Origin of the sequence: Pseudooceanicola marinus (assembly GCF_020177265.1) — a bacterium.
Taxonomy (GTDB): domain Bacteria; phylum Pseudomonadota; class Alphaproteobacteria; order Rhodobacterales; family Rhodobacteraceae; genus Pseudooceanicola; species Pseudooceanicola marinus_A.
In genome coordinates, this window is record NZ_JAIVMC010000007.1 from 61,223 (window position 1) to 75,789 (window position 14,567).

The window sequence follows — 14,567 nt, forward strand, 5'->3', positions numbered from 1 at the left end:
TTGCGCAACGCGGCATTGGTACTGGGATTGATTGGCGGGCTGTTCGGCCTGCTCGTGGGATTTGTCGGCTACGGCTACACCGAGGCGATCGAGGTCTACGGCGAGGTTGAGGGCCTCTTCGAGCAGGTGACCAACGTGCAGGCGGTGCGCCTGGCGGGCCTGCTGTCGCCGATCCTGGCGATTGCGGGCGCCGGTATGGCGAAGGTCCGCGCGCTCTGGGGCGGGGTCCTTCTGCTGGCCGGCGCCCTGGGGTTCTACCTGGGCTTCGGGGTGACGGTCTTCACCATCTTCCCGATCGCCTTCATCGGGATCGCGGCGCTGCTGGCACTGGCGGCCGGGAAGCCGGACGAACCTCAGGCGCATTTCTGAACAGGACCTGATCGGCGGACAGCGCGCCCGCGCCCTTCACCAGCAGCACCAGCAAGGTGAAGGTCCAGAAGGCGCGCTGATCCAGGATCAGCCCGTCGGGGTGCCTGTCGAACCAGGCGCCCAGGGTTTCGGCATGTTCGATCCCGCCGTGGCCGTAGAGGTCCGTCAGGCTCTGCACGGCGATGAAGCCGATCATGCCGAGGGCGGCGACCCGCGTCAGCAGTCCGATCAGGATCATCAGCGGAAGGACGAACTCGGCAACCGTGCCGGCGGTGACCACGGCCCAGTGCCAGGGCCCGAGGGCGGAAAGGTTGTAGCTCGCGGCGTCTAACGCGCGGGGGAAGATCTGCGCATAGGCACCGAGCGACGGTTGGAAGATACCCAGCGGGCCGTCCCCCAGCTTAGTCAGGCCCGAGGCCCAGAAGTAGGGCAGCAGCACGGCCGCGAAGGTGAAACGCGCCAGCAGCGGCAGCAGCGGGTCGAGGCGGGTCAGGGGCGCGGTCGGATCGGTCATCGGGGCAACTCCATGTCGGTCAGGGCACCGCCTTGCAGCAGCAGCCCCAGGATGGCGGACAGGTCGGGGGTGGGGGTCTCGGCGCTGGCGGCCTCGGCCGCCTCCGCCGTGGGGGCGCCGCGCGCCAGGGCCTGCAGGAAGACGGCGCCGCCCGGCGGCAGCAGGTAGACCTGCGGGTCGAAGGCGGGGCGGGCGATCAGCAGGTCCTCGGCCCGGGCCTGCGGCGGCGGGCCGTCGTGATGGGCCAGCTGCCAGATCTGGTAGAGCGGCCAGGGCGAGCGCAGCAGCCGCAGCGCCGGCGCCAGTGTCAGCCGGGCCCCGGCCAGGGCCTCGGGCGGCAGCTCCGACAGGCGCGCGGGATCCAGCGGTGTCGCATCGGCGGCGTGGTAGGCGGCGCGCAGGGCCAGATCCAGCCGTGCGACGTCCGGCAGATACTCCAGGTGCGCCAGCGGGGCGAAGTCATCCAGGAATGCGGGCAGGGCCGCGCCATAGCGGAACATCAGCGGCGAGGACGGCGGATGCGCCCGCAGGAAGGGCGCGGCGATGGCCCGCAGCGCCTCCTCGCCCAGCAGGGCGCGCAGGGTGGGGAAGCCCTCCAGCACGGCGTCGGTCAGGCCGACGGCCACATTGTTGCGATAGACGGCAAAGCGCCGCCCGGCGGGCCCGCCGTGGCCATCGCCCAGCCCCTCAGGCACGGCGGCGTCGGGACGCAGCAGGGCCTCGCGGAAGGTCGCCTGCGCGACGGGGGAAGGCCTGGGGTTCATGCCGGTATCCTTTCCAGCGCGCTGGCGGCCCGGGTGGCCTCGGCGGCCAGCACGGGCCAGTCGGGCACGTCGGTGTCCCATTCGATCAGCAGCGGGCGCGGCCCGGACCGGGTCAGGACGTGATCCAGCAGGGACCAGACCGGATCGGCCACCTCCCGCCCGTGGCTGTCGATCAGCAGCGGGCGACCCGCGTCATCGGCATCCTCGTCATGGCCGCCGAGGTGAATTTCGCCCACTTTCTCCAGCGGGAAGGCCTCGACATAGGCGCGCGGGTCCAGCCCGAGGTTCACCGCCGAGACGAAGACGTTGTTCACGTCCAGCAGCAGGCCGCAGCCGGTCCGGCGGCTGACCTCGGCCAGGAACTCGGTCTCCGCCATCTCGCTTTCCGCGAAGGCCAGGTAGGACGATGGGTTCTCCAGCAGCATCGGGCGGCCCAGCACCTCCTGCACCTGATCGATGTGATCGGCCACGCGGGTCAGGGTCGCGGCGGTGTAGGGCAGGGGCAGCAGGTCGTTGAAAAAGGCAATGTCATGGGTCGACCAGGCCAGATGTTCGGAGAAGCTCGCCGGGTGCAGCCAGTCGCAGAGCCCACGCAGTCGCGCCAGGTGGGCCGGGTCCAGCGGTCCCTCGCCGCCGATCGACAGGCCGACGCCATGGACGGAGATCGGGAACCGCTCGGCCAGGTGGCGCAGCATGGCAATGGGCCGCCCGCCGGCGCCCATATAGTTCTCGGCGTGGATCTCCAGCCAGCCGACGGGGGCGGGATCGTCCAGGAGGTCGAGGTAGTGCTGCGGCTTGAAGCCGACGCCGGGCAGGGGTGGAAGCGGGGGACGGGTCTGGTCCAGCATGGGGCGGGTGTCCTTGGTCCGGGGGCCGCTTGCGAAAGCGTCGAGGCTCGCGAAAGGGGCCCGAAGTGGCGGAGATGGCGGAAAAGGGGGAGGCGCGCCCGAACCCCGGGCGCGCCGGCAGCCGGATCAGCTGTCCATCGGCAGGTCACGCTCCAGCGGCTCCAGCGAGCCCATGCGCGCGGTGCCATCAGCCATGGCGGGCAGCTCGATCATGGCGCATTTGCCGGCGTCGACCAGGGTCCAGGCGTTGCCCTGGTAGTCGACCTTCGAGGTGCCGGCGCAGGTGGTGCCGGGGCCGGCCGCGCAGTCGTTCTCGCCGGCCAGGGACACGCCGAAGCATTTCTCCTGCGCCATCTCGTCGGCACTGGCGGAGGTGGCATGGGCGGCGAGGGCGGTGGCGAAGGCGCCGGCGATGGCGGCGGTCTTGAGGATGGTGGACATAGGTCTCTCCCTAAGAGGTTTGCGATCGGGCGCCGATCTGGCGTCCGTGCCCTGCCATTCGCGCCCCGCGGCCCTGTCGTTACATCTGTCACGAACGAGTGATGGGGATCGGCAAAATTTTCGACCCGCTGTAACGTTTGCCGATCCGTCTGCGAATGGAGAGACGTATGACAGACCGGAACGAGCTTTGGGGCGACTTGCTCCGCCGGGGGAACCGTGGCGATGCCGCGGCCTACGGGCGTTTCCTGACGGAGGCCGTGCCGGTTCTGCGCAACATCGCCCGTGCCCGCCTGCCCGGCGGCAATGCCGAGGAGTTGGAGGACGTGGTGCAGGAGGTGCTGATGGCCGTCCATGCCAAGCGGCACACCTGGCGCGAAAGCGATCCGGTGACGCCCTGGCTTTATGCCATCGCGCGCTACAAATGCGCCGATGCCGCGCGCCGCCGCCTCGGGCGGGGCGGGCAGGGGGCCGATGTGCCCATCGACGACCTGGCCGAGGTTCTGCCCGATGAGGCTGGCGGAGAGATTACCGCGGCCCGCGATCTGGGGCGCCTGCTGGATCGGATCGAGCCGCGCGCGGCGGATATCGTGCGGGGCCTCGGGATCCAGGGCGAAAGCGCGGCGGAGGTTGGTTCGCGTCTCGGCATGACCGAGGGCGCGGTGCGCGTGGCCTATCATCGGGCCATGCAGAAGTTGCGGGACATGGCAGATGATGACATGGCCGCAGGGAACGCGGTCGGGGAAGTGGAGCGCCCCGGCCAGATCAAAGGCGCCGGGGATGAGCCCGGCCCGACAGGGAGACGAGCAGAGGCAGCAGACGGATAAAACGGATGAATACGGACGACCTAATTGCTCAACTGGCGCAGGACCCCGCGCCGGCGCCCTCGGCCCGTGTCGAGGCGCGACTCTGGCCTTGGCTGGCCGGGGGGCTGGCGCTGACCGCAGCCGCCTTCGCGCTTCTGCTTGGCCCGCGCCCCGATCTTGCGGCGGCACTGGCGCAGCCCGTGGTGGCCGCCAAGACGCTGCTGCCGCTGTTGCTGGCGGCCCTGGCCCTGCCGCTGGCGCTGCGGGCGGTGCGCCCCGGCGCGCGCCCCGGCTGGCCCGCGCGGGTCCTCTGGGCGCTGCCGCTGGCGGTCGTGGCGCTGATTGCCCTGGCCTGGCTGGGCACACCGGCTTCGGAACGGATGCGCCTGTTCATCGGCCATTCGATCCATGTCTGCCTGCCGGCCATCACTCTGCTGTCCCTGCCGCCGCTGGCCGGGCTGATCGCCGCGCTGAAACGGGGCGCCCCGGTGCATCCGACGGGCGCGGGGGCTCTGGCCGGTCTGGCCGCAGCGGGCCTGGCGACCGCGCTTTATTCGACCTTCTGCATCGAGGACAGCCCGCTGTTCTACGGCGTGTGGTACTCGCTCGGTATCGGCATCGCCACGGGCATCGGCGCGTTGGCGGGGCGGCGCTGGTTGCGCTGGTGATCCGGCCGACGCGATGACGCTGAAACGAAAAAGGGCGCCCCGTGGGGCGCCCTTTCGTCTTACTCGGCGGCCAGCTCGGCCGGCGCATCCTGGCGCAGGTCCGGGGGCGTGGCTTCGCCCGCCAACTGGGCGACGATCTCGTCCAGGGTCTGCGTCTTCGTCTGCTTCTCGCCCAGACGACGAGTCGACACGGTGCGTTCCTCGACCTCCTTCATGCCGCAGGCGAGGATATAGGGCACCTTGCCCAGCGAATGCTCGCGGACCTTGTAGTTGATCTTCTCGTTTCGCAGATCCGCCTCGGCGCGCACGCCGCGGGCCTTCAGCGCCTCGACCACTTCCAGCACGTAATCGTCCGCATCCGATACGATGGAGGCGACGACCACCTGGCGCGGGGCCAGCCAGATCGGCAGCTTGCCGGCGTGTTCCTCGATCAGGATGCCGATGAACCGCTCGAAGCTGCCCAGGGTGGCCCGGTGCAGCATCACGGGGCGGTGCTTGTCGCCGTCCTGGCCGATATAGCTGGCATCCAGCCGTTCCGGCAGGTTCGGGTCCACCTGCAGGGTGCCGCACTGCCAGTTCCGGCCGATGGCATCGGTCAGCGTGAACTCCAGCTTGGGCCCATAGAAGGCGCCTTCGCCCTCCAGGATCTCGAAGTCGTAGCCGGCGGCCTTGCAGGCATCGCCCAGGGCCTTTTCCACGATGTCCCAGCTTTCGTCGCTGCCGATGCGCTTCTCGGGGCGGGTCGACAGCTTGATCGTCCAGTCGTGGAAGCCCAGATCGGCATAGACCTTGGACAGGAAGGCGATGAAGCGGGCGGTTTCGCTTTCGATCTGGTCCTCGGTGCAGAAGATGTGCCCGTCATCCTGGGTGAAGCCACGGACCCGCATGATCCCGTGCAGCGCGCCCGAGGGCTCATAACGCGCGCAGGAGCCGAATTCGGCCATGCGCAGGGGCAGATCGCGATAGGATTTCAGGCCGTGGTTGAACACCTGCACGTGGCAAGGGCAGTTCATCGGCTTCAGCGCGTTCACGGTCTTCTCGCGCGCATGGTCCTCGTCCACTTCGACGATGAACATGTTGTCCTGGTAGTTGGCCCAGTGACCGGAGGCTTCCCACAGCTTGCGGTTCACCACTTGCGGCGTGTTCACCTCGACATAGCCGCCGGCGCGTTGCTGGCGACGCATGTAGTCCTGCAACTCGGTGTAGATGGTCCAGCCGTTCGGATGCCAGAAGATCTGGCCCGGGGCCTCTTCCTGCATGTGGAACAGCTCCATCTCGCGGCCCAGGCGACGGTGGTCACGCTTGGCGGCTTCCTCCAGCATGGTCAGGTGGGCTTTCAGCTTCTCCTTGCCGGTGAAAGCCACGCCGTAGATCCGTTGCAGCATGGCACGGCTCGAGTCACCGCGCCAGTAGGCGCCGGCCACGGACATCAGCTTGAAGGCATCGGCGGGCACCTGGCCGGTGTGCTGCAGGTGCGGACCGCGGCACAGGTCCTGCCAGTCGCCGTGCCAGTACATGCGCAGGGGCTCATCGCCCGGGATGCTCTCGATCAGCTCGACCTTGTAGGGCTCGCCCCGGTCCTCGTAGTACTTGATCGCCACGTCGCGATCCCAGACCTCGGTCTTCACCGGATCGCGAAGGTTGATGATCTCCTTCATCTTCTTCTCGATCTCGCCCAGATCCTCGGGCGTGAAGGGCTCTTCGCGGTCGAAGTCGTAGTACCAGCCGTCCTTGATGACCGGGCCGATGGTGACCTTCACGTCCGGCCACAGCTCCTGCACGGCGCGGGCCATGATGTGGGCCAGGTCGTGGCGCACCAGTTCGTTGGCCTGCACCTCGTCCTTCATCGTGTGAATGGCGATGGAGGCATCTTCGGTGATCGGCCACTGCAGATCCCAGTGCTGGCCGTTGACGGTGGCGGAAATGGCCTTCTTGGCCAGCGAGTTGGAAATGCCCGCGGCCACGTCTGCGGCGGTCACGCCAGCGTCGTAGTCACGCGAATTGCCATCGGGAAAGGTGAGGGAGATCTGGGACATGCAAGTCCTCCTCGTCGGTTTGGCGCCCACGGAACGCCCGGTTGCGGGTTATGTACGGGGGCGTTGTGCCGCGCGGGAGGGGCGGGGTCAAGGGCGGTCTGGCGCGTAGGGTCGCGGGGGGAACGCGGGACGCCCGGCCGCGAGGGCAGGACCGCCTGCGCCGAAAGTGAACCAAACCCGTCCGCCCGGCGTTACCTAGGGGCCTAGCAGACGGAAAGGACGAGCCATGGCGGACCCGGCGCAAACCACTCTCTTCGGACAGATCGCAGGAGGAGAGGAGGCGCCGAAACCGCGAGAGGCCCGCAACGGTCTGCGAGAGATCGCCTCGCTGTCGATGACCAAGATCAGCGATGGCCTCATCAATCCGAAACTGGTTCTCAGCTGGCTGCTGAACGCGCTCGGCGCGCCGGCCTATTTCGTTTCCGCCCTGGTGCCGATCCGCGAGGCAGGCGCGCTGCTGCCGCAGATCCTGCTGGCCGGCTGGCTGAAAACTCTGGCGCATCGCAAGTGGATGTGGGCCGCGGGCGCCGCGTTGCAGGGCGTTGCGGCGCTGGCCATCGCCCTGTCAGGGATCTGGCTGCAGGGCTGGGCCGCCGGGCTGGCGATCTGCGCGGCGCTGGCGGTGCTGGCCCTGGCCCGCGCGGCCTGTTCGGTCAGCTACAAGGAGGTGCAGGGCAAGACCATCGCCAAGACCCGGCGCGGCGCGATCACCGGCACCGCCGGATCGGCGGCCTCGCTGGTCGTGGTGGTCTTCGCCGTCCTGCTGATGACCGGCCTGCTGCAATCGGAAGGCGCCGTGGTCGCGGCCATCGCCGTGGCGGGCGTTCTGTGGCTGGGCGCGGCCCTGCTGTTCTCCACCCTGCGCGAACCGGCCAGCGAGCCCGAGGACGATCCGGGCCGGCCGGAGTTCCTTTCGGTGCTGCGCGGCGACGCGGCCCTGCGCCGTTTCGTGCTGGTGCGCGGGCTGCTGGTCTCCACCTCGTTGGCGCCGCCCTACATCGTGCTTCTGTCGCAGGAAAGCGGCGAGGGCGTGCTGGGGCAGCTCGGTGCGATGCTGCTGGCAAGCTCGGCGGCGTCTTTCCTGTCGTCCTATCTCTGGGGGCGGCTGTCGGACCGGTCGTCGCGGCTGGTGCTGGCGGCCTCGGGCGTGGCCGGGGCGCTGTCCATGGGGCTGATGTTGGTGCTCTGGGCCGCCGGGATCGCCAATGCGGTCTGGGTGGGGCCGACGGTGCTCTTCCTGCTGATGATCTCCTACCACGGGGTGCGGCAGGCGCGGTCGACCTACCTGGTGGACATGGCGCCCGAGGACAGCCGGGGCAGCTATGCCGCCGTGGCCAACACGCTGATCGGGTCGATCCTGCTGCTGACCGGCCTCTTCGGCGGGGCGCTTTCGGTGATCTCTGCCGCCTGGGCGTTGGCCGGGTTTGCGGTGATGGCGGCGGCGGGTGGCGCCCTGGCGCTGACCCTGCGCGAGGTCGAGGCGGGCTGAGTTGCACCCCGTCCCGGCCCATGCCAATCATTGGGCAAACGCCATCTATGGGGACGGGACATCCGCATGACAGACGCCACCTATCTCGAGACGCCGCAGGGCCGCCGACTGGCCTATCACAAGACCGAAGGGGTCGGCGACGGCCGCCCCGGCGTGGTCTTCCTGGGCGGGTTCAAATCCGACATGGGCGGCACCAAGGCGGTTTTCCTGGAGGAGTGGTGCCGGGCCCGTGGCCTGTCGTTCCTGCGCTTCGACTACTCGGGGCACGGCGAAAGCTCCGAACCCTTCACCGACGGTTGCATCGGTGACTGGGCCGAGGATGCCGAGGTGGCGATCACCGAGCTGACCTCGGGGCCGCAGATCCTGGTGGGCTCGTCGATGGGCGGCTGGATTTCCCTGCTGATGACGAAGCGCCTGCATGACCGGGTGGCCGGGCTGGTGACCATCGCCGCCGCGCCGGATTTCACCGAGGACAGCATGTGGGCCGGCTTCACCCAGGCGCAGCGCCTGGCGCTGGACATGGTGCAGCACGTCGAGCTGCCGTCGGAGTATGGCGAGCCCTACGTGATCACCAAGCGGCTGATCGAGGACGGGCGCGATCACCTGGTCCTGCGCGACCCGGTGCCGCTGCCCTTCCCGGTGCGCTTCCTGCACGGCACGGCGGATGCGGATGTGGAACTGTCCGTGGCGCTGCGGCTCATGGAAAAATCGGTCGGCGAGGACATTCACCTGAAGCTGGTGAAAGGCGCCGATCACCGCTTCTCCACCCCGGAATGCCTGGACCTGATCGGCACGGGCATCGAGGAAGTGCTGGCACGGCTCTGAAAACCGCGACGGGGCAGGGTGGCGCAGGGCGCGCCGTCCGGGTCCCGCTCAGCTGCGGCCCGCGCGGGCCGGGATCAGCTGCTGCACCATGCCCACGAACAGCAGGTAGGCGCTGACCACGATCAGGGCCACCTCGGCCCAGTCGGGCAGGTTGAAGTTGGTCAGCGTGGCGAACAGCGCCAGTGCCACCCAGATCCCCGCCAGGGGCAGGGACAGCCCGCGCCAGCGTTCGGTGCGTACCGGGTGGATGAATTTCAGCGGCAGGAACATCGTGGGCGTCAGCGCCAGGATCACGCCGACCATCACGGTCCAGTGCGGCTCCACCGCGAAGAAGACCAGCACCACCATGTTCCAGCAGCCCGGGAACCCCCAGAAGCTGTTGTCCTCGGTCTTCATCCGGGTGTCGGCGAAGTAGACCGAGCTGGCAAACGCGATCAGCAGGACCCCGAACCAGCCGGTCCAGCCCGGCAGCAGGCCCGACTGGTAAAGGGCGAAGGCCGGTATGAAGACATAGGTCAGGTAGTCGATGATCAGATCCAGTAGCACGCCGTCGATCTCGGCCGCCTGGGTCTTCACGTGGTAGCGTCGGGCCAGCGGGCCGTCGATGCCGTCCACGGCAAAGGCCACGACCAGCCACAGGTACATGGTTTCCCAGGCGCTGTTGGCGGCAGCGATGATCGCCAGCATCGAAAAGACCGCACCCGTGGCGGTCAGCAGGTGAACGGAGAGGGCGCGCAATCTGATCGTGTTCATGTCGGAGCCTAGTCATAGAAATGTTACCGGGGCAAGCGGTTAGCCCCGCGCCGCGGGATCGGGCGGTTTCAGGTCGGGGGAGGGATGGGGGTCAGCCGCGCGGATGGGCCTTGCGGTAGACCTCCATCAGGCGGGCGCTGTCGACCGCCGTGTAGGCCTGGGTGGTGGAGAGGCTGGCGTGGCCCAGCAGTTCCTGGATCGCCCGCAGGTCGCCGCCGGCGTTCAGCAGGTGGGTGGCGAAGCTATGGCGCATGGCGTGGGGCGTCGCGCTGGCGGGCAGGCCCATCTGGGCGCGCACTTGGGCCATGGTCTTGCGCAGCTGCGCGGCGGCCAGCGGCCCGCCCCGGATGCCGCGAAAGACCGCGCGGTCGGGCTCCATTTCCCAGGGGCAGAGGCTGACGTAGCGGTCGACCGCGGCGCGGGCCGGGGCGATGACCGGCACCACGCGTTCCTTGTCACCCTTGCCGCGGATGCGCAGGGCCTCGCCCAGGGGGAGGTCGGCGCCGGTCAGGCCAAGCGCCTCGGAGATCCGCAGCCCGCAACCGTAGAGCAGGGTCAGCACGGCGGTGTCGCGCGCCGAAACCCAGTCGCGGGCATCCTGTTCGCCCATCTGTTCGATCATCTGCGCCGCGTCGGGCACCGACAGCGGGCGCGGCAGCTTGCGCTGATAGCGCGGCGAGCGCGCGGCCAGCACGGCCGTCGGCTCGAACCCTTCGCGCTCCGCCAGCCAGCGGTAGAAGCTTTTGACCGCCGAGAGCTTGCGCGCCAGGCTGCGGGCGCCGCAGCCGCCTGACCGCATCGCGGCCATCCAGGCGCGCATGTCCGACAGGGTGATATCGCGCAGCGGCCCGAGGCCCTGCGCCTCGCCCTTGTGGGTGGTCAGGAAGGCCAGGAACTCGGCCACGTCCCCGCGATAGGCGGTGATGGTGTTCTCGGCGCGGTCCTGGACCGCCGATTGCAGCTCCAGCCACTGCGCCAGCGCGTCGCGCGCCGCCGGCGAGATCAGCAGGCTGCCCTCGGTGCGGCTCATGACAGCCAGCGCCGCATGGTCCTTTCGAAGACCCCGGCGAAGAAACCCAGCAGGTCGGTGCCCTGCTGCGGGGTGAACTGCTGCGGGTCCTCGGACCCCATCAGAAGCATGCCGGGCAAGCGTCCCGGGCCGAAGTCAAGCCGCAGGCAGGCTTCGGAATAGGTATGCTCGGCCTTCTCGCCGTACATCTCCTCGGTGCCGGCCTCGATCTGGCGCAGGATCACCTGGCGCGCGGGGGAGGTGCGGTGGCCATCCATGTAGGCGGAGATGAAGCCGGGATCGACGACCCGCAGCACGTCGCCAAGGCGACGCACGGCCGGGTCGCTTTCGTCCTGGGTGGTTTCCAGCACCAGGTGCATGGAATCCACGCCCAGGATGTCGGCCACCTCGCCGCCCAGGTCGCGCAGGAAGGTCTCGAATTCGTCGGCGTCCATCATGCGGATGATGGCGCGGTGAATCTGGTTGGTGCCCGCAAGGTTTTCGTAGGCCGCCGCGATGACCGACCGATGGGTGTCCTCCAGCCGGTCCAGCCGGTCTTCCAGACGTTCCATGGCGATGCCGCGCAGGTCGACGATATTGCCGCCCATGGTCTTGTCGTTGGCCGCGATCAGGGCCTTCATCATGTCGCTGTCGTCGAGGATGATATCCGGCCGCGCCAGTACGCGCTCGCGCAGTTTTCGGTCCAGCTCGGGTTTGCCGGGGGTCGTTGTCATGCCTGGTGTCTGCCTCTGGTCTTCTTTTGCCGGTAAACCTAGCAGACCCGCGGGGGGATTTCGCGCCTTTTCTGGGGCGGGAGAGCGAAGTTTCGCCGCCCGCGCCGGGACTTTGGTCGCAGCTCCCGCAAAGGGAAAGCGCCCCCGCTTGTCAGCGGAGGCGCCCCTGGTCGTCTGTCTGTCGGTGCGCCTGCCCGCCGGGGCAGGGGGCGCCTTACAGGATCTTGATGCCGGCTTCGGCGATGTCCTTCAGGAAGGCATCCAGGCCCTTGTCGGTCAGCGGGTGGCTGGCCAGCGCCTTGATCACGGCCGGCGGCGCGGTGATCACGTCGGCGCCGATGCGGGCGCTGTCCAGCACGTGGTTCGGCGTGCGGATCGAGGCGGCGAGGATCTCGGTCTCGAAGCCGTAGTTGTCGTAGATGGTGCGGATGTCCTCGATCAGCTCCATGCCGTCCAGGTTGATGTCATCCAGGCGACCGATGAAGGGGCTGATGAAGGTCGCGCCGGCCTTGGCGGCCAGCAGCGCCTGGTTGGCGGAGAAGCACAGGGTCACGTTGACCATGGTGCCTTCGTCCGACAGCACCTTGCAGGCCTTCAGGCCGTCCCAGGTCAGCGGCACCTTCACGGTGATGTTGTCGGCGATCTTGGCAAGCTTGCGGCCTTCGGCGATCATCTGCTCGGCTTCGGTGGCGACCACCTCGGCGGAGACGGGACCGTCGACCAGGTCGCAGATCTCCTTGATCACTTCCAGGATGTCACGGCCGGACTTCTTGATGAGCGAGGGGTTGGTGGTGACGCCGTCCACCATGCCGAGGTCATTCAGCTCGGCAATGGCGGACACGTCTGCGGTGTCGACGAAAAACTTCATGATCGGGGTCCCCCGGGTTGCATTGTCTCGCCCCGCGTTTACCCGATAGACTGGTCGCCCGAAACCCTGAACACGCGCGGACGCTTTCTTTGGCCGATCCCGACCCTGCCTTCTCCGGCTCTCTCTTCGATGAGACCCCAGCCTACAGCTATGCGCCTGCCGATTACGCGGAAGGCGAACTGGTCAGCGTGCTGACGACTCAGCCGCTGGACCGGCCGCTGGACTACAAGGCGCCCCCCGGTGGGGTGGCCGACGGGGCCTTCGTGCTGGTGCCCCTGGGGCCGCGGCTGGTTATGGGCGTGGTCTGGGGGCGGGGGCGCGGCGGCTTCGACCTGTCGAAGGCGCGCGGCATCAATGCCGTGCTGCCCGTGCCGCCAATGCGCGAGGAAATGCGCGACTTCCTGGAAAAGGCCGGGGCCTACACCCTGACGCCCATGCCTGCCATGCTGCGGCTTGCCACGCGCGCGCCGGGCCTCACCGATCCGCCGTCGATGCGCAAGGTCTACCGCATGGGCGAGGGCGAGCCCGACCGGATGACCGACGCACGGTCCCGCGTGCTGGCGGTGCTAGAGGAATTCGGCGGTCTGGCCTTCACCCTGAAAGAGCTGAGCGAGGCCGCCGGCGTCACCTCCTCGGTCATCAAGGGGCTGGTGAAACAGGGCGCGGTCAGCGAGGAGAACACCCCCCGCGATCTGCCCTATCCCAGGCTGGACCCCAGTTTGCCCGGCAAGGCCCTGACCGAGGCGCAGGAGGCGGCGGCGGAAGACCTGCGCGCGGGTCTGCGCGCCGGTAACTACGGCACGACCCTGCTGCGCGGCATCACCGGGTCCGGCAAGACCGAGGTCTATCTGGAGGCCGTGGCCGCCGCCCTGGCGCAGGGGCGCCAGGCGCTGGTGCTGCTGCCGGAGATCGCCCTGTCGGCGGAATTCCTGACCCGGGTCGAGCAACGCTTCGGCGCCAAACCGGCCGAATGGCATTCCGGCGTGACCATGACCGAACGCCGCCGCACCTGGAAGATGGTGGCCGAAGGCGGCGCGCAGCTGGTGGTCGGCGCGCGCTCCGCGCTGTTCCTGCCGTTCCGCGACCTGGGCCTGATCGTGGTCGATGAGGAACACGACAGTTCCTACAAGCAGGAGGATGGCGTTCTTTATAATGCCCGCGACATGGCGGTGCTGCGCGCCTCGATCGCGGGCGCGCAGGTGGTGCTGGCCTCGGCCACACCGAGCCTGGAGAGCTGGGTCAACGCCCAGGCCGGCAAGTATCGCCGGGTCGATCTGAAATCCCGTTTCGGTGCCGCCGTCCTGCCGGAAATGAAGGCCATCGACATGCGTGCCGAGGAGGTGCCTTCGGGGCAGTGGATTTCCCCGGCGCTGCGCCAGGCGGTGAACCAGCGGGTCGAGGCGGGGGAACAGTCGTTGCTGTTCCTCAACCGCCGTGGCTATGCGCCGGTGACGCTCTGCCGGGCCTGTGGCCATCAGATCGAATGCCCGCAATGCGACGCCAGGATGGTCGAGCACCGCTTCCTCAAGCGCCTGATGTGCCACCAGTGCGGCGAGAACATGCCGGTGCCCGAGACCTGCCCGAAATGCGAGGCCGAGGGCACGCTGGCCGCCGTCGGCCCCGGGGTCGAACGGCTGACCGAGGAGGCGACGGCGCTCTTCCCCGAGGCACGCATCGCCACGCTGTCGTCGGACCTCTTTTCCTCGGCCCGTGCCCTGAAACAGGCGGTGGCGACGATTGCCGGGGGCGGCGCGGACATCATCGTGGGCACGCAGCTGGTGGCGAAGGGGCACAACTTTCCCGCGCTGACGCTGGTGGGGGTGATCGACAGTGATCTGGGCCTGCACGGGTCGGATATGCGCGCCGCCGAGAAGACCTTCCAGCTGATGCGCCAGGTGGCGGGGCGGGCCGGGCGCGCCGACAAGCCCGGCCAGGCGTTGATGCAGACCTATCAGCCCGAGCACCCGGTGATCCGCGCCATCCTGTCTGGCGACGAGGAGGAATTCTGGAACGCCGAGGCCGAAAGCCGTCATCAGGCCGGCATGCCGCCCTTCGGGCGCATGGCGGGGATCATCCTGTCGGCGGAACAGGCCGATGTGGCCATGGCCGCGGGGATGGAACTGGCCCGCCATGACGGCCCGATCCGCGCGGCGGGCGCCGTGGTCTACGGGCCCGCGCCCGCGCCCATTGCCCGGGTGCGCGGCTGGCACCGGGTGCGGATGCTGGTCAAGGCGCCCAAGGGCGTGGCCCTGCAACGGGCGGTGTCGGACTGGGTCGCGGGCGTTCGCCTGCCGAAGAACCTGCGCCTGGCGATCGACATCGACCCGCAGAGCTTCTTCTGAGGCAGACCCGGGAGCAGGACTGGCCGCGCGGCAAACCGGCAGGCTGCGCGGGGGCGCGGCCAAATTGTGCGTTCTTGCGAAATCATTTTTCTATCCAAAGCATG

At 68.7% G+C, this 14,567-nt stretch carries 15 protein-coding genes; 6 read left to right on the plus strand and 9 right to left on the minus strand.

All coding sequences use genetic code 11. From position 1 onward, the window contains the following. A complete protein-coding gene (locus LC066_RS12885; RefSeq protein ID WP_222477778.1) occupies positions 1–369 on the plus strand; it encodes a hypothetical protein in 369 nt (122 codons plus the stop codon). Here the strand turns inward: LC066_RS12885 and LC066_RS12890 are convergent. The 4 genes from LC066_RS12890 to LC066_RS12905 all read right to left on the minus strand — a co-directional run bounded on the left by LC066_RS12890 (position 302) and on the right by LC066_RS12905 (position 2,936). Continuing rightward, a complete protein-coding gene (locus LC066_RS12890) occupies positions 302–883 on the minus strand; it encodes a DoxX family protein (protein WP_224899649.1) in 582 nt (193 codons plus the stop codon). The genes LC066_RS12885 and LC066_RS12890 overlap by 68 nt on opposite strands. Beyond that, positions 880–1,647 carry a DNA-binding domain-containing protein gene (locus LC066_RS12895; protein ID WP_224899651.1) on the minus strand — a complete coding sequence of 256 codons (768 nt, stop codon included), beginning with the start codon at positions 1,645–1,647 and terminating at the stop codon, positions 880–882. The genes LC066_RS12890 and LC066_RS12895 overlap by 4 nt, the downstream gene beginning before the upstream one ends. After that, positions 1,644–2,495 (minus strand): DUF692 domain-containing protein, encoded by an 852-nt coding sequence (locus LC066_RS12900; RefSeq protein ID WP_224899654.1) that lies wholly within the window; start codon positions 2,493–2,495, stop codon positions 1,644–1,646. The genes LC066_RS12895 and LC066_RS12900 overlap by 4 nt, the downstream gene beginning before the upstream one ends. 126 nt (positions 2,496–2,621) lie before the next feature. Further along, entirely contained in the window at positions 2,622–2,936 is a 315-nt protein-coding gene (locus tag LC066_RS12905) for a DUF2282 domain-containing protein (RefSeq protein ID WP_222477787.1), read from the minus strand. A gap of 167 nt (positions 2,937–3,103) precedes the next feature. On the opposite strand from LC066_RS12905, the gene LC066_RS12910 reads away from it, so the two are divergent. Both LC066_RS12910 and LC066_RS12915 read left to right on the plus strand, forming a co-directional pair. Next, positions 3,104–3,760: a sigma-70 family RNA polymerase sigma factor gene (locus LC066_RS12910; protein WP_224899657.1), complete on the plus strand. Its 657-nt coding sequence runs from the start codon at positions 3,104–3,106 to the stop codon at positions 3,758–3,760. Positions 3,761–3,765: 5 nt separating this feature from the next. Further along, complete coding sequence (locus tag LC066_RS12915; RefSeq protein ID WP_224899659.1) at positions 3,766–4,407, plus strand: NrsF family protein; 642 nt, start codon at positions 3,766–3,768, stop codon at positions 4,405–4,407. Between the two features lie 59 nt (positions 4,408–4,466). Here the strand turns inward: LC066_RS12915 and thrS are convergent, their stop codons facing one another. Further along, positions 4,467–6,443 (minus strand): threonine--tRNA ligase, encoded by a 1,977-nt coding sequence (gene thrS / locus LC066_RS12920; RefSeq protein ID WP_222477792.1) that lies wholly within the window; start codon positions 6,441–6,443, stop codon positions 4,467–4,469. 226 nt (positions 6,444–6,669) lie between these two features. On the opposite strand from thrS, the gene LC066_RS12925 reads away from it, so the two are divergent. Continuing rightward, positions 6,670–7,932: an MFS transporter gene (locus tag LC066_RS12925; RefSeq protein ID WP_224899663.1), complete on the plus strand. Its 1,263-nt coding sequence runs from the start codon at positions 6,670–6,672 to the stop codon at positions 7,930–7,932. 66 nt (positions 7,933–7,998) lie between these two features. Next, positions 7,999–8,757 carry an alpha/beta hydrolase gene (locus LC066_RS12930; protein ID WP_224899666.1) on the plus strand — a complete coding sequence of 253 codons (759 nt, stop codon included), beginning with the start codon at positions 7,999–8,001 and terminating at the stop codon, positions 8,755–8,757. 48 nt (positions 8,758–8,805) lie between these two features. Here the strand turns inward: LC066_RS12930 and LC066_RS12935 are convergent, their stop codons facing one another. From LC066_RS12935 to fsa, 4 genes are all read right to left on the minus strand, one after another. After that, positions 8,806–9,510: a CDP-alcohol phosphatidyltransferase family protein gene (locus LC066_RS12935; RefSeq protein ID WP_222477798.1), complete on the minus strand. Its 705-nt coding sequence runs from the start codon at positions 9,508–9,510 to the stop codon at positions 8,806–8,808. Between the two features lie 91 nt (positions 9,511–9,601). Beyond that, entirely contained in the window at positions 9,602–10,540 is a 939-nt protein-coding gene (locus LC066_RS12940; protein ID WP_224899669.1) for a tyrosine recombinase XerC, read from the minus strand. Continuing rightward, positions 10,537–11,253, minus strand: coding sequence for a DUF484 family protein (locus LC066_RS12945; RefSeq protein WP_222477801.1), 717 nt, complete (start codon positions 11,251–11,253; stop codon positions 10,537–10,539). Before LC066_RS12945 ends, LC066_RS12940 begins: the two co-directional genes overlap by 4 nt. Positions 11,254–11,467: 214 nt before the next feature. Beyond that, complete coding sequence (gene fsa / locus LC066_RS12950; protein WP_222477803.1) at positions 11,468–12,121, minus strand: fructose-6-phosphate aldolase; 654 nt, start codon at positions 12,119–12,121, stop codon at positions 11,468–11,470. A gap of 188 nt (positions 12,122–12,309) precedes the next feature. Here fsa and LC066_RS12955 point away from each other — a divergent pair, with 188 nt between their 5' ends. Next, positions 12,310–14,463 (plus strand): primosomal protein N', encoded by a 2,154-nt coding sequence (locus LC066_RS12955; protein WP_318246720.1) that lies wholly within the window; start codon positions 12,310–12,312, stop codon positions 14,461–14,463. The last annotated feature ends 104 nt before the right edge of the window (positions 14,464–14,567 follow it).